At 61.1% G+C, this 20,508-nt stretch carries 19 protein-coding genes; 6 read left to right on the forward strand and 13 right to left on the reverse strand.

Annotated elements, in window-relative coordinates; translation table 11 throughout:
* Nucleotides 1–17: 17 nt before the first annotated feature.
* From A9D60_RS12845 to A9D60_RS12865, 5 genes are all read right to left on the reverse strand, one after another.
* Entirely contained in the window at nucleotides 18–2,465 is a 2,448-nt protein-coding gene (locus A9D60_RS12845) for a GcvT family protein (RefSeq protein ID WP_065267979.1), read from the reverse strand.
* A gap of 15 nt (nucleotides 2,466–2,480) precedes the next feature.
* The gene (locus A9D60_RS12850; RefSeq protein ID WP_065267980.1) at nucleotides 2,481–2,852 is read right to left on the reverse strand and encodes a GFA family protein; all 372 of its coding nucleotides are present in this window, start codon (nucleotides 2,850–2,852) and stop codon (nucleotides 2,481–2,483) included.
* 10 nt (nucleotides 2,853–2,862) lie between these two features.
* Entirely contained in the window at nucleotides 2,863–3,432 is a 570-nt protein-coding gene (locus A9D60_RS12855; RefSeq protein WP_065267981.1) for a helix-turn-helix domain-containing protein, read from the reverse strand.
* Nucleotides 3,433–3,631: 199 nt separating this feature from the next.
* Entirely contained in the window at nucleotides 3,632–4,087 is a 456-nt protein-coding gene (locus A9D60_RS12860; RefSeq protein ID WP_065267982.1) for a GAF domain-containing protein, read from the reverse strand.
* 93 nt (nucleotides 4,088–4,180) lie between these two features.
* The gene (locus tag A9D60_RS12865) at nucleotides 4,181–5,353 is read right to left on the reverse strand and encodes a thiolase family protein (protein ID WP_065267983.1); all 1,173 of its coding nucleotides are present in this window, start codon (nucleotides 5,351–5,353) and stop codon (nucleotides 4,181–4,183) included.
* A 95-nt stretch (nucleotides 5,354–5,448) separates the two neighbouring features.
* Between A9D60_RS12865 and A9D60_RS12870 the strand changes: the two genes are divergently transcribed.
* From A9D60_RS12870 to A9D60_RS12880, 3 genes are all read left to right on the forward strand, one after another.
* Entirely contained in the window at nucleotides 5,449–5,793 is a 345-nt protein-coding gene (locus tag A9D60_RS12870; RefSeq protein ID WP_039184747.1) for an STAS domain-containing protein, read from the forward strand.
* Between the two features lie 35 nt (nucleotides 5,794–5,828).
* Nucleotides 5,829–6,278: an ATP-binding protein gene (locus tag A9D60_RS12875; RefSeq protein ID WP_065268136.1), complete on the forward strand. Its 450-nt coding sequence runs from the start codon at nucleotides 5,829–5,831 to the stop codon at nucleotides 6,276–6,278.
* Nucleotides 6,279–6,579: 301 nt separating this feature from the next.
* Nucleotides 6,580–8,154 (forward strand): gamma-glutamyltransferase family protein, encoded by a 1,575-nt coding sequence (locus A9D60_RS12880; protein WP_065267984.1) that lies wholly within the window; start codon nucleotides 6,580–6,582, stop codon nucleotides 8,152–8,154.
* A gap of 37 nt (nucleotides 8,155–8,191) precedes the next feature.
* On the opposite strand, the gene hspQ is transcribed toward A9D60_RS12880, so the two are convergent.
* A complete protein-coding gene (gene hspQ, locus A9D60_RS12885) occupies nucleotides 8,192–8,518 on the reverse strand; it encodes a heat shock protein HspQ (protein WP_065267985.1) in 327 nt (108 codons plus the stop codon).
* Between the two features lie 332 nt (nucleotides 8,519–8,850).
* Between hspQ and A9D60_RS12890 the strand changes: the two genes are divergently transcribed.
* Both A9D60_RS12890 and A9D60_RS12895 read left to right on the forward strand, forming a co-directional pair.
* On the forward strand, nucleotides 8,851–9,438 hold the full coding sequence (locus A9D60_RS12890; protein ID WP_065267986.1) for a transglycosylase SLT domain-containing protein: 588 nt from the start codon (nucleotides 8,851–8,853) through the stop codon (nucleotides 9,436–9,438).
* 62 nt (nucleotides 9,439–9,500) lie between these two features.
* Entirely contained in the window at nucleotides 9,501–10,892 is a 1,392-nt protein-coding gene (locus tag A9D60_RS12895; protein WP_065267987.1) for an alpha/beta fold hydrolase, read from the forward strand.
* Nucleotides 10,893–10,905: 13 nt separating this feature from the next.
* Here the strand turns inward: A9D60_RS12895 and A9D60_RS12900 are convergent, their stop codons facing one another.
* The 4 genes from A9D60_RS12900 to A9D60_RS12915 all read right to left on the reverse strand — a co-directional run bounded on the left by A9D60_RS12900 (nucleotide 10,906) and on the right by A9D60_RS12915 (nucleotide 17,323).
* Nucleotides 10,906–11,490 (reverse strand): LolA family protein, encoded by a 585-nt coding sequence (locus A9D60_RS12900; protein ID WP_065267988.1) that lies wholly within the window; start codon nucleotides 11,488–11,490, stop codon nucleotides 10,906–10,908.
* Between the two features lie 80 nt (nucleotides 11,491–11,570).
* Entirely contained in the window at nucleotides 11,571–14,588 is a 3,018-nt protein-coding gene (locus A9D60_RS12905) for a DNA translocase FtsK (RefSeq protein WP_065267989.1), read from the reverse strand.
* A gap of 115 nt (nucleotides 14,589–14,703) precedes the next feature.
* Nucleotides 14,704–15,882 (reverse strand): aminotransferase class I/II-fold pyridoxal phosphate-dependent enzyme, encoded by a 1,179-nt coding sequence (locus A9D60_RS12910; protein ID WP_065267990.1) that lies wholly within the window; start codon nucleotides 15,880–15,882, stop codon nucleotides 14,704–14,706.
* Nucleotides 15,883–15,991: 109 nt separating this feature from the next.
* On the reverse strand, nucleotides 15,992–17,323 hold the full coding sequence (locus tag A9D60_RS12915; RefSeq protein WP_065267991.1) for an amidase: 1,332 nt from the start codon (nucleotides 17,321–17,323) through the stop codon (nucleotides 15,992–15,994).
* A 111-nt stretch (nucleotides 17,324–17,434) separates the two neighbouring features.
* On the opposite strand from A9D60_RS12915, the gene A9D60_RS12920 reads away from it, so the two are divergent.
* Nucleotides 17,435–18,661: an FAD-dependent monooxygenase gene (locus tag A9D60_RS12920; protein WP_065267992.1), complete on the forward strand. Its 1,227-nt coding sequence runs from the start codon at nucleotides 17,435–17,437 to the stop codon at nucleotides 18,659–18,661.
* A 25-nt stretch (nucleotides 18,662–18,686) separates the two neighbouring features.
* Here A9D60_RS12920 and A9D60_RS12925 read toward each other — a convergent pair whose 3' ends face one another.
* The 3 genes from A9D60_RS12925 to A9D60_RS12935 are packed head-to-tail and all read right to left on the reverse strand — an operon-like array spanning nucleotide 18,687 to nucleotide 20,470.
* Nucleotides 18,687–18,875, reverse strand: a complete 189-nt coding sequence (locus A9D60_RS12925) for a Trm112 family protein (RefSeq protein ID WP_029204960.1) — start codon at nucleotides 18,873–18,875, stop codon at nucleotides 18,687–18,689.
* On the reverse strand, nucleotides 18,872–19,516 hold the full coding sequence (locus A9D60_RS12930) for an LON peptidase substrate-binding domain-containing protein (RefSeq protein WP_065267993.1): 645 nt from the start codon (nucleotides 19,514–19,516) through the stop codon (nucleotides 18,872–18,874). Before A9D60_RS12930 ends, A9D60_RS12925 begins: the two co-directional genes overlap by 4 nt.
* A 27-nt stretch (nucleotides 19,517–19,543) precedes the next feature.
* Nucleotides 19,544–20,470, reverse strand: a complete 927-nt coding sequence (locus A9D60_RS12935; RefSeq protein WP_065267994.1) for a tetratricopeptide repeat protein — start codon at nucleotides 20,468–20,470, stop codon at nucleotides 19,544–19,546.
* Nucleotides 20,471–20,508: the final 38 nt, after the last annotated feature.

A 20,508-nucleotide genomic window follows, 5' to 3' on the forward strand; every position in this document is an offset into this window, starting at 1 on the left:
GGGCCGACCCTAGCACATCAGGCGCGCAGGCGCTCGTTGGCCGGATCCCACAGCGGTTCGTCTTTCTGAACCACCGCGCGGCACTTCTCACCGTAGATCTCCACGTCAAGCTCGGTGCCCGGAACGGCCAGCTCAGGACGCACCATGCCCAGTGCGATGGAGGCGTTCACACGGTAGCCCCAATCACCGGAGGTGGTTTCGCCCACGATCTCTCCATCCTTCCAAATGCAGGACATGTAAGGCGCATCGGCGTCGCCAGCCTCTACGATCAGGGTCACAAAGGACTTTTTCACGCCTTGCTGCTTTTCGTTCTGAATCGCAGCTTTGCCTGGGAAGTCCTGCGGCTTATCCAGCTTGACGAAACGCTCCAGCCCGCCTTCGAGCAGCGAGTAGTCGGTGCTGAGATCGCCCTTCCAGGTGCGGTAGCCCTTCTCGATACGCAGGGAATTCAGCGCATACATGCCAAAGGGCTTGGCACCGCCTGCGAGCAAGGCATCATAGATTGCCGGCTGGTGCTCATTGGCGCAATGCACCTCCCAGCCCAGCTCGCCGGCAAAGGACACCCGCGCCAGGAAGGCGGGTTTGCCCGCGACGGTGGCTTCCTGATGGGTCAGCCAGCCAAGCGACAGGTCGGCGTCGGAGATGCCTGCAAACAGCTCACGCGATTTCGGACCGGTGACGATCATGGTCGCGAATTCGGTGGTGCGGTCGGTCAGGGAGAGGCCTGCGGGCAGCGCCTTCTTCAGGATCTCGAAGTCGTGCCATTGGGCCGAGCCTGCGGTGATCATGGTGAAGTGGTCTTCGCCGTGACGGACACAGGACATCTCGGTCAGGATACGGCCGCGGTCGTCCGAGAAGTAGACTAGGTTCATCCGGCCCACTTTCGGCAGGCCGCCGGTTACCAGGCCGCGCAGGAATTCCGCGGCGCCTTCGCCTTCGAGATTGAAGCGGGAGAAACCCGGCAGGTCCAGCACGCCGACGCCGTCGCGGACCGCTTCGCATTCTTCCTGGATGCGCTGCTGCCACGGGCCGGAGCGGCCCCAGGTGTGGGTGGCCTCCTCTGAGGTGTCGTCGCCGTCCTTGGCGAACCAGTTGGCGCGTTCCCAACCGTTATAGGCGCCCATCACGCCGCCCAGTTCCTTGATCTTGGCGTGGACCTGGCTGACCTTCTTGTCGCGCGCGGCCGGCCACTCGTGGTGCGGGAAGTGCATGGCATATTCGTTGCCGTAAACTTCCATGCCTTTCTGGTTGCAGTAGTCCTGGTCGGTGTAGTCGGTGTAACGGCGCGGATCGACAGCCCACATATCCCACTCAGTATGGCCATCGACGATCCATTCGGCCAGCACCTTGCCGGCGCCGCCGCCCTGGGCAATGCCGAAGGTGAAGCTGTGGGCCTCAAATGCGTTTTTCACACCCGGCATCGGGCCGATCATCGGCAGGCCATCGGGCGCATAGGGGATCGGGCCATTGATCACGCTGGAAACACCGGAGGTCGCCATCAGCGGCACCCGCTCCATCGCATCGGTGACAATATCCTCGATCCGGTCCAGGTCTTCCTGCCACAGCTGGAACGAGAAGTCCTCGGGCATCGGATCGTCTTCGGTCAGCCAGTGGCCTTTGCAGTTCGGCTCGTAGGGGCCGAGGTTGTAGCCGTGCTTTTCCTGACGCAGGTAGTAGGACACGTCCACGTCGCGGATCAGGGGCAGCTTGCCGCCGTGCTCCTTGGACCAGGCTTCGACCTCGGGGATCTGTTCGGTCAGCAGGTACTGGTGCTCCATCACCATGGCAGGCACGGTCCGGCCACCGTAGGGCTTGAACATCTCGCCCACGCGCTGCGCATAGTAACCGGCGGCGTTCACCACATAGTCGCAGTCGATGTCGCCCTTTTCTGTCTGCACGGTCCAGGTGCCGTCTTCGTGCTGGGTCACACCGGTCGCCGGGGTGAAGCGCAGGATCTTTGCGCCCATGTCGCGCGCACCCTTTGCCAGAGCCTGCGTCAGCTGCGCCGGGTCGATATCACCATCGGTCGGGTCATAAAGAACCCCTGCCAGGTCATGGGTTTCCAGGAACGGATAGTGTTCCTTGGTTTCTTCCGGGGTCCACATTTCCATCGGGATGCCCTGGTAGCGGCCCATGGACATAGCGCGTTCGAATTCCTGCATCCGCTCTTTTGTGTGTGCCAGACGGATCGATCCCGAAACATGGTAGTTCATCGGGTAGTCGACCTCTTCAGCCAAGCCTGAATACAGCTCGGTCGAGTAGCGCTGCATGTTCATGATCGCCCAGGAGGTCGAAAAAGTCGGCACGTTGCCGGCCGCATGCCAGGTCGAACCGGCAGTCAGCTCGTTCTTCTCCAGCAGCACACAATCGGTCCAGCCTTTCTTGGCCAGATGATAAAGCGACGAGCAGCCGACGACGCCGCCGCCGATGATGACCACACGGGCCTTGGTTGGAAAATCAGACATGTTCGCTCCCTAGTCTCAGTCTTCTTGCGGCACGCCGTCCGCAATCCGGTAGTAGTCGCCCTTGGAGGCGGTAAAGATGTGCTTTTCGACGCTGAGACCGGTGTTCCCGTCGACAGCGCCCAAAGCAAAACTGGTGGTGTCTTCCCCTGCCCCTTTCCAGAACAGGAAGGAGCCGCAGCGGGGGCAACTGCCGCGCTTGGCCTGCGGCGTTGCCTCGAACCAGCTCACCGGTCCGGTGATCGTGAGGTCTGCGTCGCGCACCTGCGCAGAGGCCCAGATGCCGCCCGACTGCTTGCGGCACTGGCTGCAATGACACATCGAGGCATTCTGCGGTTTGGCCGCAGTTTCAAAACGGATGTCGCCGCAGAGACAGGAACCCTTGATCATCGTCTTTCTCCTAGTAGACCGGCGGCGCGATCACCCAGACAGCCACCGCGGGCTCGTCGTAAGGATTCGACCACTGATACGGTTCATGCTTGATCCGGAAGCTGTCGCCGGGACCGACGGTAAAGCTACGGCCGCCGATCATCAGGTCCAGTTTGCCTGAGATCATGTAGCCGACTTCCTGCGTCGGCCGGTTTGCCGGGGTCTGCATCTTTGAGCGCGGGCGGAAAGTGGAATGCACCATCTCAAAATCGTCGGTCAGGTCCGGCGACAGCAATTCCTCGATGAGCCCCTCCTCGCCGGAGCCCATCGGGCGGCGGGAGCCGGCACGCACGATGTAGCCATGCTCTTCTGCCGGGGCGCCGGAATGGGCAAACAACATCGACATCGGCACGCCCAGCGCCTCGGCAATCTGCCGCAGGTCGGAGATCGAGGGCTCGGACATGTCGCGCTCCACCTGGCTCAGCCAGCCGACCGAGCGGTTCAGCATCGCGGCAATATCCGTCAGGGTCAGCCCGCGGGCCTTGCGCAAGGCCCGGATATCCGCCCCCAGAGTCGCCGTTGCCACCGTCTGATCGTTCACCGGCTCTCTCCCCGCTTCGTGAAAAAATACTCTCGTTTTTCACGATGGACCGAGCTCGTGAAATTTCCAAGTCATTTTTCACGAGACGGAAGGATGCTATGAAAAAACCCAGCGCCATCAGGCGCCGGGCGGATTTTTCTGGTCGATTGCCCCTTGGAAGAAGGCTGCAAGGCCGGGGGCAAAGCCCCGAATATGCGAATCAGCCGCGGCTGAACACCTGCCGCAGGATTGCCCCCAGCTGGCCAGCGTCTTCCTGGGTGAAGGCATCAGGCTGGTCGCTGTCAATGTCAAACACCCCGATCAGTTCTCCGGCACCGTTCCAAACCGGCAGCACCAGCTCCGAGCGTGTGGAGGAGGCACAGGCGATGTGGCCGGGAAAGGCATCGACATCCGGTACCAGTTGCACCTCGCCAGTGCGCGCCGCCGCGCCGCAAACACCGCGGGAGAACGGTATCTGCAAGCAGCCATGGCCGCCTTGATAGGGGCCGATCTTCAGCAGTTCCGGCGCGACTGCACGGTAGAAGCCGGTCCAGTTGAAGCGGTCGTCCGCGTGGTGGACCTCGCAGGCCACAGTAGCCATCAGCGCCACTTCATCCGTTTCGCCTTCGGTCAGCGCCGCGATGGTCTTGGCCAGGGTTGCGTATTCAACCTGCATGTGCAGCTCTCCTGAAACGTATTGAGGGGGCTGTCTGCCCCCTCTTGACCTCGCGGTCAATTCACCCCCGTGAGTATTTTGCAAAGGTGAAGATCACGCCCGCTCGATCGCAATGGCCGTGCCTTCGCCGCCTCCGATGCAAATCGCAGCGACGCCGCGTTTCAGTCCGCGCTTTTCCAGAGCGTTCAGCAGGGTGACCATGATCCGCGCGCCGGAGGCGCCGATCGGGTGACCCAGCGCGCAGGCACCGCCGTTCACATTCACCTTGTCACGGGAGAGGCCCATTTCGTGCATGAAGGCCATCGGCACCACGGCAAAAGCCTCGTTCACTTCCCATAGGTCTACGTCTTCAACCGCCCAGCCGATGGATTTGAGCAGCTTCTGAGCTGCCGGCACCGGTGCAGTGGTGAACCAACCTGGCGCCTGGGCGTGGCTGGCGTGCCCAAGAATACGGGCGCGGATTTGCAGGCCCTGTGCCTCTGCAGCTTCGGACGAAGCAAGAACCAGAGCCGCCGCGCCATCCGAGATCGAAGAGGCATTGGCTGCGGTTACGGTACCATCCTTGCGGAACGCCGGCTTCAGCGTCGGGATCTTTTCCGGACGTGCAGATTTCGGCTGCTCATCAGCATCCATGACCACATCGCCCTTGCGGGTTTTCACGGTCACTGACGCGATTTCACCATCAAAAGCGCCGCTTTCCTGCGCCTCCAGAGCATTGGACAGCGATTTCAGCGCATATTCGTCCTGCGCCTCGCGGGTGAACTGGTACTTTTCGGCGCAGTCCTCGGCAAAGGTGCCCATCAGGCGGCCCTTGTCATAGGCGTCTTCCAGCCCGTCCAAGAACATGTGGTCAATCACCTGTCCGTGGCCGATGCGGGCGCCACCGCGCATCTTCGGCAGCATGTAGGGCGCATTGGTCATGCTCTCCATACCGCCGGCAACCATCGTGTCCGCGTGGCCCAGCGCGATCTGATCGAAGGCGATCATTGCCGCCTTCATGCCAGAACCGCACATCTTGTTGAGGGTCGTGGCCGGCACTTCTTCGCTCAGTCCTGCAGCAAACCCAGCCTGGCGCGCGGGCGCCTGCCCCTGCCCCGCCGGCAGAACGCAGCCCATCAGCACTTCATCCACGGTGGCAATTCCGGCCCCTTCCAGGGCCGCGCGGATTGCAGCACCACCCAGTTCCGCAGCCGTCACCCCGTCATACATGCCCTGGAACCCGCCCATGGGCGTCCGGGCCGCTCCGGCGATAACAACATCTTTCATGCAATTTTCCTCCAATCGTCAAAATTATACCTACAGAAAAGTAAGCTTTGCGGTCTAGAGTGCTGCCTAATGACGTTACATCCCGGGGGATCACAATGAGCCTGACGACCACCATGACGGACGGTGCACAGATCGTCAAAGTCAATGCTGAGCGCATTGATGCCGCCATGGCTATCCAGTTCAAGGAAGACATGCGCACGGAAACCGAAGCTGGACCGGAGCGCGTCATTCTGGACCTGTCCGAAGTGCAATTTATTGATTCCAGCGGGCTTGGAGCAATTGTCGCGGCCATGAAACAGCTGGGCGGCAGCCGCAGGCTGGACCTGGCCGGTTTGACCCCAATGGTGGAGAAAGTTTTCCGGCTGACGCGTATGGACACGATCTTTGACCTCTACAGTTCGCTGAGTGAAGCAACCGCCCCGGCCAGCGCAAACTCTTGAAGACGACTGCGCTGGCGGCGCAAAGCGAGAAATTGATGGTAAAAACCTTTGCCTGCTCGTTCACGGCCACTAATCTGGATGCCCGCTCCGGCGTCTCATCCGTTGTGGACCGGTTGCGGACCCTGGGAATTCCAGCGGCCCGGGCGGACGAGGTGCAAATTGCACTGACTGAAGCTGTCAACAACGTGGTCGAGCATGCTTATGCGGAGAATGACCCCGGGGATGTCCGCATCCAGGCAGAACTTTCTCCAGAACGCTTGTGGGTCAGTATTCAGGACGCTGGCGCCCCCTACCCGGACGGAGAACTGCCCGAAGGCAAGCCAGCTGACGTCAATGTTCCTGCCAAAAATTTACCTGAAGGCGGCTTCGGCTGGTTCTTGATCCGGGAACTCGCGAGCCAGGTTCAGTATGAGCGTTCCGAAGGCAGCAACAACCTGTCACTCTGTTTTGAGATCCAAGTCACAAGCCCTTCGGCTGAGGCTTGAAAATATCTTGCGGAAATCGCAGGTGAGTAGGCGCAAATTTAACGCTTCGCCACAATTGCGCCGCATTCCCGGCCCACCGCGGCCCAATAGAAATGCGAAACCTTACCTGTAGCTGAAACGAGCTTCCCCTGGTGCCGTGTGTTCTTGCCCCCACCAGAGCACGGCACCGGGGACATCTCTCTTACAGCCTTCGCTTTTCTTTCACTGCTGTGACGCGCCGTCTGCTCCGGGCAGGCTGCAATTTGATTTGCCTTCAGGCCGCCCGTCTCTAGGCTTTGCGAGTCAAAACGGAAAGAGAGCCATGCGAGACTTCCATTTACCTGGCCGTTCGGCTGTTTTTGCAGTTTCCGGGATGTGCGCCACCTCGCACCCGCTGGCGGCCCGCGTGGCCCTGGACATTCTGCAGCGCGGGGGCAATGCCATGGACGCGGCTTTGGCCGGAGCTGTACTGCTCGGTATCTGCGAACCGCAAATGACCGGTATCGGCGGAGACTGCTTTGTACTGTATTCGAGGCCCGGGAATGGTATCCAGGCATTGAACGGGTCAGGCTGCGCACCTGCAGATGCCTGTGCTGCGGATCTGCGAGCGCGGGGCTTGGGGGCAGTGCCATTGAACAGCGCGGACGCAATTACCATTCCATGCGCCATAGATGCTTTTTGCCGCCTTGCAGAGACAGAAGGACAATTAGGGCTGGACACCCTGCTGCAGCCTGCCATCCATTACGCTGAACATGGCGTTCCTGTTGCTCCCCGTACCGCTTTTGACTGGAAAAACAGTGCCAAAACCCTGCAAGGCGCAGCGCGTAAGCATTTTCTGAAGGACGGCCGCCCCCTAGGTAACGGAGAGATTTTCCGTGCACCGGGTCAAGCCGAAGTGCTGCGCCGGATCGCGAGACACGGGCGTGATGCCTTTTACTCAGGGGAAGTGGCGGAGGACATGACTGCAGCATTGTCAGCTTACGGCGGCACACACACTATGCAGGACTTTGAAGCCGCAGGCAGCTTTGCCACGTGTCCGGTTGAAGGCCGCTACAAGGGCAGCCGTCTGGCCGAACACCCGCCCAATGGGCAAGGTGCGACGGCGATCCTGCTCCTCAACATCCTCAAGCACTTCGATCTTGGCAGCTTGGATCCTTTCGGGGCTGAGCGCGCGCATCTCGAAGCCGAGGCTGCCAAACTAGCCTATGACGCACGTAACCGGTTCCTAGCCGACCCGGATCACACCGCACGGCTCGGCCACATGCTTTCGCCTGAAACCGCGGCGCAGCTTGCGGCTTTGATTGACCCAAAGCACGCGATGCCCGCCGCTGAACCGCTGACCGAAGCCGTGCACAAAGACACCGTGTATATTACCGTGGTAGACAAGGACCGGATGTCAGTGTCGCTGATTTATTCGATCTTCCACGGGTTCGGCTCTGGTATCGCTTCGGAGAAGTTTGGAATTTTGCTGCAAAACCGCGGTGCGGGCTTTACGCTTGAGGAAGGTCATCCGAACGAGTTCGGTCCCGGAAAGCGGCCGATGCACACGATCATTCCTGCCATGCTGAAGCAAGGTGAAGACGTGATCATGCCATTCGGCGTGATGGGCGGCGGATACCAGCCGACCGGCCACGCGAGGCTGGTATCAAACCTTTTGGATTTCGGTATGGACCTGCAATCCGCAATCGATGCCCCGCGATGCTTCACCGACAGTGGCACTTTGAAAGTTGAGCGCGGCTATTCTGATGCGGTCCGGCGGCAGCTGAGCGAAATGGGGCACAACATTGAAACGCCGGACACACCGCTAGGCGGTGCGCAGGCGATCCGCATCAATGATTCTGGTGTGCTGGAAGGCGGCAGTGATCCGCGTAAGGACGGCTGTGCTTTGGGCTACTGATGCCTGCGGTTCAACCCGCAAGAACCGGGTTCGGATTTCAGTTCAGCTGGTAGTGCAGAGAATAGGCGCCACCGTCAAAACTGCCAAACATTTCAGGAACATCCGGATGTCCAACTGGCTCTCCCGAGTAATCCGCAACGAGGTTTTGTTCGGAAACATAAGCGACGTAGTAGCTTTGGTCGTTCTCGGCCAGGAGATGATAAAACGGCTGATCCTTGACCGGCCGGCTGTCTTCGGGAATCGCTTCATACCATTCTTCGGTATTCGAGAATTCAGGATCCACATCAAAGACGACACCGCGGAAGGGATGCTTCCGGTGGCGGACGACCTGCCCAAGATTGTATTTTGCGCGTGTTCTCATCATGGTCTTTTAGCCCCCGTACTATCTAAATAGCGCGTGCGCCGGGGGAAAGTCCAACTCTTGAGGCAAATTATCGGGGAAACAGACTGTGGAGGCCGCTTTAACAGTGGCAAAAGCGCTCACTTTGCCGGGTTCTGCCCGTCGTCTGGTAAATCGGTTACCGCATGCTCCGGAACGTCCTCGAACGGTGCGAATGAATTTGCGGGAATTTAGCGATCCGGTTCGGGGTTTTCCCGCAACTGCAGCGGCAACCGTTTCTGGAAATGTGATTTCCTCGCCTGCTGCAATCCGCTAAAGTTGCCCAAAACAAACCCAAAACAAAATGGGCAGAGGCAATGAGCAGACTCATCAGCGCCCTCGTTCTCCTCATGGCGGTTGCGTCTTGCGGAGGCGGGCACAAAGCGCCACCGCGCAACTTGGACAATGCCTGCAGCATTATCCAGCAGCGCCCTGAATACCTGAAAGCCTTCCGCGCAACCCAGCGCCGCTGGGGCGTGCCGGTGCATGTGCAAATGGCAACGATCTATCACGAAAGCCGCTTTCGGGGCGATGCCAGGACACCGCATCAGTATTTGCTGGGAGTGATTCCGGTCGGACGGCAATCCAGCGCGTATGGTTACAGTCAGGCCCTGGACGGCACCTGGGACGATTACCGCCAAGACACCGGGCGGCGTCGTGCAAAACGCGACCGTATTGGCGATGCCGCAGACTTCATGGGCTGGTACATGCGCAAGAGTCTCGAGAAGAACGGCATCCCTCTTTATGATGCGCGGAACCAGTATCTTGCCTACCACGAAGGCCACAGCGGCTATGCCCGCGGCAGTTACCGCTCCAAGGCCTGGCTGATGCGCGTTGCCGGTCAGGTCGAGACCCGGGCCCAGACATACCAGGCGCAGCTCGCGACTTGCCGCAAGTTCCGCTGATTTTGACACAGGCTGGATTTTCGTCCCCTCCCCCCTAACATTCAGGGGGGAGGACACAGCGCATGGAACGCAGGCTCGCTGCCATTCTGGTCGCCGACATGGCCGGTTACTCCCGTTTGATGGAAGACGATGAAGAAGGGGTGCTGACCCGGCAAAAAGGGCATCGTAAAAATTTAATCGACCCGCAAATCATAGCCAACCGCGGCCATACAATAAAAACCACCGGCGATGGCATGCTGGTGGAGTTCGCCTCGGCTCATGATGCTGTCAGCTGCGCCCTGGAAATCCAAAAGGCAATGGCGGAACGCGAGGCAGACACGCCAGAGCAACTGCGCATCCGGTACCGCGTTGGGATCAACATCGGTGATGTGATTTTCGACGGTGCAGACATCTTCGGTGACGGCGTAAATGTTGCAGCCCGGCTCGAAGGGTTGGCGGAACCTGGCGGCATTTACATCTCCGGCATCGTGCATGAAACCGTTGCAGGGCGGCAAAGCGAAAGTTTCCAGGACATGGGATCTCAGCGGGTCAAGAATATTTCGCGCCCGGTCCGGGTCTGGCAGTGGGTCCCTGAGGCCCGCCCAGAACGCAAACCTCCGGAAGCAGCGCTGCAGCAACGTGTCAAATACTGCTCCTCCTCCGATGGAACTCATTTGGCCTACACGACAATCGGAGACGGTCCGCCTGTTCTCAAGGCGCCAAACTGGATTAACCACATTGAATATGAATGGAAAAGCCCCGTGTGGGGGCAGTTTCTGTCTGAGTTTGCCAGCAATTGCAGCCTGACCCGCTTTGATCAGCGCGGCAACGGGCTGTCAGACTGGGAAGCGGAAGAAATATCCGAAGACCGGATGATTGACGACATGCTCTCGGTTGCCGATGCTGCAGGGCTGCATCGCTTTGCCTTGTTCGGAATCAGCCAAGGCGCTGCCTTCTCCATGCGATTTGCGGCAAAACACCCTGAGAGAGTCAAATGTCTGGTTCTGCTTGGCGGATACGTGCGCGGGCGCCTGCAGCGCGGGGACCCAGAGGCAGACCGGTTTTATCAGATCGGCTACAACATGATCCGGGACGGATGGGGGTCACCGAACTCCATTTACCGGCATTTCTTCACCACTACTTACATTCCCGACGCCACAGCGGAGGAAGGAGAATCATTTGACGAACTGCAGCGGCTGTCCACCAATACGGAAAACGCGCTGCGGATCATGGAAATGAATGCCGCGATAGATGCCACGCCGCATGCAGAAAACGTCAGGGTCCCCACCCTGGTTCTGCACTGCCGCGGTGACCGTGCGGTGCCTATTGAGGAAGGCCGACTGGCGGCGCGGCTGATCCCCGGCGCCAGCTTTGTTGAGCTGCCCGGCAACAACCACGGCATGGTTGGCGGGCACCCGGGTTTTCAAGAGTTCTTTGACGAAGCCGTCCCCTTCATTCGCCACCACGCAGAATGAGCTGCTTTTTCCTTCAGCGAGACCGGCCAGTGGTGACGAAAAGGCTTGAGGACAGCTTAACACCAGTTTCCATCGCCCCCAGGATAACGGTCGTCTGGCCTCCGGCGCCGTCATGGATCACCCATTTGCGCAGTTCGACTGGACTGCCGGTGAACATCATCTCGATGCTGCCATAGTCGGGGTTTTCCGGATCCTGCGCCCGGACGATTGTCGATGTGCCGTCAAAACTGTGCCCAACCACCATATTGGCGCGGCCCAGATCAACCCTGCGGTCCAGAATAATAGAAAGAGGTGTCCGCTTCAGCGGGTAGGTTTCGGGTGGCTGGTTCGACTTCGGATCGTGGATCACTACCGCGCCGCCTCCGGCTACAACGGTACCGCCGCCTTTGCCGTCATATTCAAAACGCATCCTGCCAGGCCGGTGCATGTACAGCTTGCCGGTGGACAGGCTGCCGTCATCGTTGATTTGGGTAAAGGGTGACGACGCCGTTGAGATCCCATTCAGGTAACGGGAAATCTCATTGAGGCTCAGTTTCTCTGCCGCCCAAGACGCGGGGGCCATGAAGGTCAGCGCAAGCGCAAGTGCAATCCGTTTCATGGGTTCAACATAGGAGTGCTGCTGCAGAAGTGAAGATGCCGGAGCCTTCGCGGCCCCGGCATCGGCAGAAATTCGTCAGCTTACTGTTCGGGGACCAGAATTTCCCGCTTGCCCACATGGTTCGCAGCTGAAACGACACCCTCATCCTCCATCTGCTCGACCAGCCGGGCGGCCTTGTTGTAGCCGATCGCCAGCTTGCGCTGGATGTAGGAGGTGGAGCACTTGCGGTCCTTGATCACAATGGCAACCGCCGTGTCATAGAGAGCGTCCTCGGTGTCGGTATTGCCGCCACTGTTCAAACCTAGAACGGCGTCAATATTGTCAGCCTTGTCCTCATCCGGGCCGTCCAGCACACCGCCCACATAATCCGGCGGGCCGAATTGCTTCAGGTGGTTTACCACCTCTTCAACCTCTTCATCCGAACAGAACGGACCATGGCAGCGGGTGATCTTGGCGCCGCCCGCCATGTAGAGCATGTCGCCCATGCCAAGGAGCTGCTCTGCACCCATCTCGCCCAGGATGGTGCGACTGTCGACCTTGGAAGTCACCTGGAAGGAAATCCGGGTCGGGAAGTTGGCCTTGATGGTGCCGGTGATCACATCGACCGAGGGACGCTGGGTTGCCATGATCAAGTGAATGCCCGAAGCACGCGCCATCTGCGCCAAGCGCTGGATGCAGGCTTCGATCTCCTTGCCTGCGACCATCATCAAATCCGCCATCTCATCAACGATCACAACGATGTAAGGCAGCGCCTTCGGTTCGAACTCTTCGGTCTCGAACACCGGTTCGCCGGTGTCGTCGTCAAAACCGGTCTGCACCGTGCGCGAGAACATCTCGCCCTTGGCCAGCGCTTCCTTCACACGGCCGTTGTAGCCGGCGATGTTGCGCACGCCCATCTTGGACATCTTGCGGTAGCGGTCCTCCATCTCGCCCACCACCCACTTGAGGGCAACGACCGCCTTCTTAGGGTCGGTCACAACGGGCGAGAGCAGATGCGGGATGCCGTCATAGACGGACAGTTCCAGCATCTTGGGGTCGATCATGATCAGGCGGCATTCGTCCGGTGTCAGCTTATAAAGCAGCGACAGGATCATCGTGTTGATCGCCACCGACTTACCGGAACCAGTGGTACCCGCAATCAGCAGGTGGGGCATCTTAGCGAGGTTTGCCACCATGGCATCACCGCCGATGTCCTTGCCCAGTGCCAGCGGCAGCGCGTGATTGCCGTCGCCGAAATCGCGTGATGACAGGATCTCGCGCAGCACAACCTTCTCCCGCCTCTCGTTCGGCAGTTCGATACCAATCACGGTGCGGCCCGGCACAGTGGAAACCCGTGCGGACAGCGCAGACATGGAACGGGCGATGTCATCCGCCAGACCGATCACGCGGGAGGCCTTGAGGCCCGGCGCAGGCTCAAGCTCATACATGGTGACAACAGGGCCAGGGCGGACCGAGACGATCTCACCTTTCACGCCATAGTCGTCCAGCACCGTCTCCAGCATCCGGGCGTTTTCTTCCAGCGCCTCATCGCTCAAGTGGTGGCGCTCAATGCTGACCGGGTTGGTCAGCAGGTTCAGCGGCGGCAGTTCAAAATCGCTTTGGCTGTCGTCAAAAGCCAGGTTCGGCTGGGCTTCGGCCTTGGCGCGTGCAGAAGGCTGTACCGGCTTTCGCACCGTTTTTTCCACCACCGCCTTGCGCGGCTCTGCTACCGGCAGATCAACCGTCAGCCGTGGCCCCGGTGCCTTGGCTGCCTCGGAAGCCTCCTCAACGAACACCGCTGCATCAGGCCAGGTCTCGGCCGGCACATGGTCCGGAGTCAGCGTTTGGGGTGCATCACCAACCCCGCTGCTGCTGATTTCCGGCTGAACATTTGCATCCGGCGCCTGAGGGACAAATGCCCCTTCCTCAGGAGCCTGCCAGGACAGCGGCGGCTCTGCTCTCAGAGGTTGCGCGGGGTCATGGATCGAAGTCAGGGGAGGTTCAGCAGGCAAGCCGCTTTGGGCGGCTGCGGGATTAAAGATCAGCGGAGCCGGGCGCTGGCCGCGCCCCTTGGTCAGCGGCAGGTTCGGATCCAGCTCTGGCGGGGTATCAGCCGCTCGGCGAATTCTTACTGCATTGGCGATTTTCCTGGAAATGCGGTCTTCGCCGTCGACGCTTTCGCCTTCTGCCTCCTCTTCACCCTCAAAACCCGCCTCAGTGGCATAGGCGTTTTCCGAAGCGGCGGCAGAAGGCGCCGCACGGCGGATCAGGCTAGGCACACGCGACAGCAAGCCGCCCTTGGCCGGGGCTTCAGGCTCTTCTTCAAAGGCACCGGCTGAATAGGTTTCTTCCGGATAGTCCTCGAACATTTCAGGATCGGCTTCGTCACTGACATAAGCGCCATCGTCATGCACGCGTTCTGCCCGCTCCCGGCGGTAGGTCATTGCAGCCTGCAGACCACTGGAAGCACCACGGCCAAGCAGGGCGGCCACTGCACCATATCCCAGAATGAGGCCAATCATCACCTTGTTCAGCCCCTTCTTCACCTCGGGCCAGGTGAAACCCAGCACCGCGCAGCCAAGCGCCAGCATGCCTGCCGCACTCAGCAGAGACATGATCTTAACCATAAAATGCAGCCCGACCGGCAACAGCGCCAGCAGCGCGCCCAGGAAGGTGTAGCCAACCATGCCGCCAAGGCCGAAATCATAGTTCTGCTGCCAGCTGGTGCTGGCGTTCAATGTCTCCATGTGCAGGGCTACCACAAGCAGCCATGGCACTGACAGCAAAAGCGGCCAGACCACGCGGTCCTCGCCCTTGTGCAGCACAAACCGCAGGCCCCAGACCGACAGGAACAGCGGCATTGCCCAGCTGGCCTTGCCAAACAGGGTTATCAGGATGAAAGAGACAGACGCGCCCGGGCGGCCCAGCCAGTTCTGCACCGGCGCGTCGGTGGACACCGTCCAGTTCGGGTCCTCTGGCGTGTAGGAACCGAGCATGGCCGCAACCATCAGCCCCACCAGAATCAGAGCAATCCCGATCAGTTCCATGCCGCGCTTTTCAATGGCCGCCTGCATATTGCTGTCGAGCAGCGGATCGCGGCTGCGGGTTTGAAATGCCATGCCTACCTCAGTTCCGTTTCATTTACCCCTGCCCCGCTGTTCACCGCGGGGTCACAGGCCTGTCCGTTCTTGGTTTTGGCTGCGCGGCCCTCAGCCAAGGGCCGCTCAGCAGAATTCAGTAAAGACAGCCGCGCAGCGTGCTCAGCGCTTTGCGGGTGTCCTCAGCGGGGGCGACCAGCGCCACCCGGATATACGTCTCGCCCGGGTTCTGGCCCGGCACGCCTTGCGCCAGATAGGCGCCGGGCAGCACCCGCACTCCGGTTTCCTTCCACAGCTTCAGCGCGGCCTGCTCGCCGTTGTCCACCGGAAGCCAAAGGAAGAAGCCCGCCTCGGGCGCCATGTAGCCATTGAGGCCGTCAAAGACCTCATCCGCAATTTTGTATTTTTCCTGATAGAGCGCACGGTTCTCCGCCACATGCGCCTCATCCGCCCAGACCCTGGCGGCGGCGGCCTGCAAGGGACCCGGCAGCGGAGCCCCGGAATAAGCCCGCAGCTGCTTCACCCGCTTGATGGTTTCCGGCCCGCCTGCAATCAGCCCTGAGCGCAGCCCCGGCAGGTTCGAACGTTTCGAGAGCGAGTTGAACAGCACCACCCGTTCGGGGTCGGCACCCCGTTCCTGCGCAACGGTCAGCGCACCCACGGGGGCCTCATCGCGGTAGATTTCGGAGTAGCATTCATCCGCGAAGATGCGGAAATCGTATTTTTCCGCCAGCTCGATCAGCCGGGTCCAATAACCGCGCGAAGCCACAGCGCCCTGCGGATTGGCGGGTGAGCAGATGTAGGCGACCGCCGTACGGTTCAGAACATCCTCGGGCAGATTTTCGTAATCCGGCAAATGGCCGGTGGCGGCGGTTGCAGGCACGAACACAGGCTCTGCACCGACAGAAATCGTCGCCACCATATAGACTTGGTAAAAGGGGTTCGGGATCAGAACCACGGGTTTCTGACCGTTCTTCTGCTCCGGGCACAGTGCCATCGCGGCGTTGTACAGCCCCTCGCGGGTGCCATTCAACGCCATGATCTGCGTCTCGGGGTCCGTGGTCACGCCATAGCGGCGATGGATCCATTCCGAAATCGCACCGCGCAGCTCCGGCGTGCCGTCGTTGTTCGGGTACTGGTTAAACCCGGCGGCATTTTCGGCGATGACATCGGTGACCCAGGCCGGAAACGCATGTTTCGGCTCGCCAATGGTCATATGCACCACATCCCCGCCGGGGGTGTGATGGTCCAATAACGCCCGCAGGCGCGGAAACGCATAGGCTGGCAGGTTCGAAAACCGCTCAGGAAAATCCATATCTTGTGCCTCGGTCACGGGATCATTGGCGCCCCGTTTGCGCCTCAGATTACAGGGGGCGGGCGGACGCGTCCACCCGGTGATGAGGCCGTTGGGCCGAATGTGGCTTTCAGGCCAAGGCACACTCGATCGCGGCACCGGTGCGCAGCAGCGCCTCTTCGCAGTCCGGCTGTCCGAGCACCTGAAGCCCGCAGCTTGGGATGCCGGTGGGCAACGACAGGCCGCACAGCCCCATCAGGTTGCCGATCCGGGTGTTGCGCAGCGCCATCAGGTTGGAACGGACGTAATAGTCGTGGTCGCTCTGCAGCCGCTCTAGGTTGGGCGGCAGGATCGGCGAGACAGGGCTGAGTACCGCTTCAAACCCGGCCACCGCCTGATCCCAGGCCATCCGGCATTGCTCCAGCTTGGCCCATGCCGCGACATAATCCGCTCCGCTGAACTGCGCGCCGGAGTGGAAGCGTTCCAGAATCTCAGCATACATCAGCTGCGGAGATGCCTCGATCACTTCTTTCCACAGGCCATAGGCCTCAGTCGTGTAGAGAATAGGGCTCAGGCCCATCGCTTCGTCGAGCGCAGGCACTTCAAGCGGCACGATCTCTGCGCCGGCGTCTTTCAGCCTCTGCAGCGTTTCACGGTGGGCAGTGGCAACTTTAGGATCGAGATCGTCCTGCGCCACATTCTGGAGATCGGCAAACCGGCAGCCCTTTAAGGATCCGGGGCTACGCAGGTCGGGGCCTGCAGTCCCTTCCAGCACGCCCAGCAACAGCCCGGCATCTTCCACCGACCGGGCCAGCGGGCCGACAGTGTCGAACTTCAGGCACAGGGGCACGACGCCCTCCAGCGTGATCCGGCCAGAGGTTGTCTTGAGTCCAACAAGATCATTCCAAGCCGAAGGAATACGTACCGAACCGCCCGTGTCAGAGCCGATTCCGCCGACTGCCAGCCCGTAGGCCACAGAGGCAGCCGCGCCGGAGGACGACCCGCCCGGAGCGGCGTCCTGATCGTTCACGCAGGGCGGTGTTTCCTTGACCGGGTTGAAGCCAAGGCCGGAGAATGCCAGCTCGCTCATGTGGGTTTTGCCGAGGCAGACCGTGCCCATAAGCGTTGCATTGGACAGCACGGCGGCATCCTGATCCGGCACCCGCCCCTTGAGCAGGTCCGAACCGGATTCGGTTGCGGTGCCGGCGCTGTCGAACAGGTCCTTCCAGCTGATCGGCACCCCATCCAAGAGCGAGCAGCGCAAGCCCAAACCGGCGCGCTGCTCAGCCGCTTCCGCCTCCGCCAGCGCACGGTCGTGGGTGACTTGGGTGTAAATCCGGTCTTTCAGGGGATGCGCGTCGATGGCGTCCAGATAGCGGCGGGTCAGCGCCACCGGGCCGATTTCACCCGCCTCAATCCCTCGTCCCAGATCGGCGGCCCTCATCGTCAGCCAGTCTTGCATAAGCCCGTCTCCCCTTAAGCAGTTGCCGGAGACGGTAGCGGCACCAGGACGCAGGCACAATCCCGCGCTTCCCGCATGGACAATCCCGCCAGCAGGCGCATATTGCGGGGCATGAAAAATGCGTCCGATATCCTGATCGTGGGCGGCGGGCTGAACGGTCCCGCACTGGCCCTGGCCCTGGCACAGACCGGCCATAGCGTCACCGTGGTCGACTCGCTGACCCCGGACAAACTGGCTGATGAAGGCTTCGACGGCCGAGGCTACGCGCTGGCGCTCGCCTCGCAGCGGCTGCTGCAGCAGACCGGCGTCTGGCAGCATGCCGGGGACAACGCGCAACCCATGCTGGAGATCAAGGTGACCGACGGCCACGCGGGCCACGGACCGTCGCCGTTTTTCATCCACTTCGACCACGCGGAGCTGGAAGAAGGCCCGATGGGATATATGGTCGAAGACCGCTTCCTTCGCCGCGCCTTTCTGCAGGCCATGGAGGAAGCGCCCGGGATTACCCTAGTGTCCGGACGCACCGTGACCGCACAGGCACCGGATCAGACCGGTGTGACAGTCACGCTGGATGACGGCGGGGAGCTGCGCGGCCAGGTTCTGGTCGGCTCCGACGGGCGCCGCAGCGGTACTGCGCAGCGGGCGGGGATCAAACGCACAGGTTGGGACTATGGCCAGACTGCGCTGGTCTGCGCCATCGACCATGAAAAGCCGCACCACGGCATTGCCCATCAGTTCTTCATGCCGCCAGGACCGCTGGCGATCCTGCCGCTGCCGGGCAACCGGTCGTCGATTGTGTGGAGCGAACGGACCGAAACCGCCAAGGCGATCCACGCACTGGATGACGCAGACTACATCCAGGCGCTGCGGCCCCGGTTCGGCGATTTCCTGGGGGAAATTTCCCTGGCAGGAAAACGTTTCACCTACCCGTTGAATCTGACCATCGCTAACAGTTTCATCGGCGACCGGATGGCGCTGATCGGCGATGCCGCTCACGGCATGCACCCGATTGCCGGTCAGGGCCTGAACGCGGGTCTGCGCGATGTGGGCGCGCTGGCAGAGGTGATCACCGAGGCCACCCGGCGGGGCGAGGACATCGGATCCTCCCTGGTGATGGAGCGTTATCAGCAATGGCGCCGTTTCGACACCGCGTCGCTTGCGGCGGCGACTGACGTGTTCAACCGGCTGTTCTCCAACGACAACCCGCTGCTGCGGCTGGGCCGGGACATCGGCATGGGACTTGCGGGCGCCGTCCCCGGCCTGCGCCGCGGTTTCGTGCGCGAGGCGGCAGGCCTGACCGGCGATCTGCCGCGGCTGCTGAAAGGGCAAGCGATTTAATATTGGGCAGACGCCGCCCGCCGGATTAGTCCAGCTCGCGCGCCTCATCCACCAGCATCACCGGGATGCCGTTGCGGATCGGGAAGGCCAGATTGGCCGCACGCGAAACCAATTCCTGCGCCTGGGCGTCGTATTCCAGCACCGCCTGGGTCAACGGGCAGACCAGTGCTTCCAGCATCCGCCGGTCAAAGGCTGGCGCCTGTGTCTCGGTCATTGCAGGGTTTCCTCCTGAGAGCCGCCGCGCAGGGCAAACTCAATCAAAGTGACAAGCGTTTCCCGCCTTGTGGCAAGGCAAGGCGCCTCGAGCAAGGCCTGTTTGTCCTCGGGATCGAATTCGAGCAGCATCGCTAGCGAATTGATCAGCAATTCGTCATCCGCATCCTTCAGCGCCTCCCAGTCGGTCGACAGGTTCCGGGCGGAAAAGAAACGGTCAAGGAGATCCAGGAAGGAAGGGCGGTCCAGGGATTCATCCGCCTCGCAGCGCCCCAGATCCCTGTCAAACCCAGCCCAGCTGACATCACAGCGCCGGTAAGGTGTGAACCCGTTTGTCTCACGGGTGATCCTGAACCGGGAGACCCCCGACAGAGTGACAAGGTAGCGGCCGTCTTCTGTTTCAGAGAACTGCGTCACCCGGCCGGCGCAGCCGATGCTGTGGAGTTCCTCTCCATTGCCGTGCGGAGGAGGGCACGGCTGCACCATACCGATCAGCCGTTGCCGCGTTTTCAGCGTATCTTCAAGCATTTGCAGGTATCGCGGCTCAAAGATGTGCAAGGGCAGGCGGGACCGGGGCAGCAGAAGCGCCCCTGGCAAGGGAAACACGGCGATTGTGTCCGGCAAATCGGCAGGCTGGATCATGGGACAGAGTGTAGTGCTGCCCCGGTCTTAGGCAAATATCATCGAGCTGAGTTTTCGGCGCCCGTTCAGCACCACCGGGTCATTCGGTTTGAGTGCATCGAAGATTGTAAACAGCTGAGTCTTGGCGGCGCCGTCATTCCACTCGCGGTCTCGGCGGAACAGCTCCAGCAGCTCCGTCACCGCTGCCTCTGCATCGCCAGCCGCATGCAGCGCCTGTGCCAGGTCGAAACGGGCTTGGTGGTCTTCCGGACTGGCGTCCACCGCAGCACGCAGTTCTGCCACCGGACCAGCATTCTCTGCTTGCCGCGCCAGCTCGATCTGCGCGTGAGCCGCCTCAATCTCAGCCGCGCCGGATATCTCTGCAGGCGCGCCGTTCAGAACCGCTTCGGCCTGATCCATATCACCCAGGGCGATATGGGCGCGAGCAAGACCGCCATAGGCAGCAGCATTCTTATCATCTTCACCGAGGATCGCCGCAAAGGTCTGGGCCGCATCTGCGACCGCGCCTTCAGCCAGCATCTGCTCCGCTGCTTCCAGCGCCTCTCCCAGGCCGCCGTCGGCAGTGCCGCCTGCGGCCTCGATCACCTTTTTCACAAAGGCATCGATTTCGGACGCAGGCAGCGCACCCTGGAACATGTCGACCGGACGCCCCTGCACGAATGCCACCACGGTCGGGATCGACTGCAGCGGCAGGCCCTGCTGTGCCAGGGCCTGTGCCAGGCGCTGGTTCTCATCCACGTTGATCTTGGCCATGGTGGCCGCGCCCTTGGCTTTGGTAACAGCAGCCTCCAGCATCGGGCCGAGGGTCTTGCACGGGCCGCACCAGGGGGCCCAGAAATCCACGATCACGGGCGCCTGCATGGAAGCATCCACGACATCCTGCATAAAGGTGGCTTCGGTCACGTCTTTGATCAGGTCATCCGCCGGTGCGGCGCTGCCAAGAATTTCACTCATCAGATTGTTCTCCGCTAGGAACTTGCCCCCTATATGGA

This window comes from Leisingera sp. JC1 (genome assembly GCF_001679925.1).
Lineage (GTDB): Bacteria > Pseudomonadota > Alphaproteobacteria > Rhodobacterales > Rhodobacteraceae > Leisingera.

Bases quoted from the DNA above. Each gene is read 5' to 3' on its own strand.
- A9D60_RS12935 (WP_065267994.1), bottom strand. From the start codon at position 20,470: ATGAGTGAAATTCTTGGCAGCGCCGCACCGGCGGATGACCTGATCAAA.
- A9D60_RS12925 (WP_029204960.1), bottom strand. From the start codon at position 18,875: ATGACCGAGACACAGGCGCCAGCCTTTGACCGGCGGATGCTGGAAGCA.
- A9D60_RS12850 (WP_065267980.1), bottom strand. From the start codon at position 2,852: ATGATCAAGGGTTCCTGTCTCTGCGGCGACATCCGTTTTGAAACTGCG.
- A9D60_RS12900 (WP_065267988.1), bottom strand. From the start codon at position 11,490: ATGAAACGGATTGCACTTGCGCTTGCGCTGACCTTCATGGCCCCCGCG.
- A9D60_RS12905 (WP_065267989.1), bottom strand. From the start codon at position 14,588: ATGGCATTTCAAACCCGCAGCCGCGATCCGCTGCTCGACAGCAATATG.
- A9D60_RS12930 (WP_065267993.1), bottom strand. From the start codon at position 19,516: ATGATCCAGCCTGCCGATTTGCCGGACACAATCGCCGTGTTTCCCTTG.
- hspQ (WP_065267985.1), bottom strand. From the start codon at position 8,518: ATGATGAGAACACGCGCAAAATACAATCTTGGGCAGGTCGTCCGCCAC.
- A9D60_RS12875 (WP_065268136.1), top strand. From the start codon at position 5,829: ATGGTAAAAACCTTTGCCTGCTCGTTCACGGCCACTAATCTGGATGCC.
- A9D60_RS12895 (WP_065267987.1), top strand. From the start codon at position 9,501: ATGGAACGCAGGCTCGCTGCCATTCTGGTCGCCGACATGGCCGGTTAC.
- A9D60_RS12890 (WP_065267986.1), top strand. From the start codon at position 8,851: ATGAGCAGACTCATCAGCGCCCTCGTTCTCCTCATGGCGGTTGCGTCT.
- A9D60_RS12845 (WP_065267979.1), bottom strand. From the start codon at position 2,465: ATGTCTGATTTTCCAACCAAGGCCCGTGTGGTCATCATCGGCGGCGGC.
- A9D60_RS12865 (WP_065267983.1), bottom strand. From the start codon at position 5,353: ATGAAAGATGTTGTTATCGCCGGAGCGGCCCGGACGCCCATGGGCGGG.
- A9D60_RS12910 (WP_065267990.1), bottom strand. From the start codon at position 15,882: ATGGATTTTCCTGAGCGGTTTTCGAACCTGCCAGCCTATGCGTTTCCG.
- A9D60_RS12915 (WP_065267991.1), bottom strand. From the start codon at position 17,323: ATGCAAGACTGGCTGACGATGAGGGCCGCCGATCTGGGACGAGGGATT.
- A9D60_RS12920 (WP_065267992.1), top strand. From the start codon at position 17,435: ATGAAAAATGCGTCCGATATCCTGATCGTGGGCGGCGGGCTGAACGGT.
- A9D60_RS12870 (WP_039184747.1), top strand. From the start codon at position 5,449: ATGAGCCTGACGACCACCATGACGGACGGTGCACAGATCGTCAAAGTC.
- A9D60_RS12860 (WP_065267982.1), bottom strand. From the start codon at position 4,087: ATGCAGGTTGAATACGCAACCCTGGCCAAGACCATCGCGGCGCTGACC.
- A9D60_RS12880 (WP_065267984.1), top strand. From the start codon at position 6,580: ATGCGAGACTTCCATTTACCTGGCCGTTCGGCTGTTTTTGCAGTTTCC.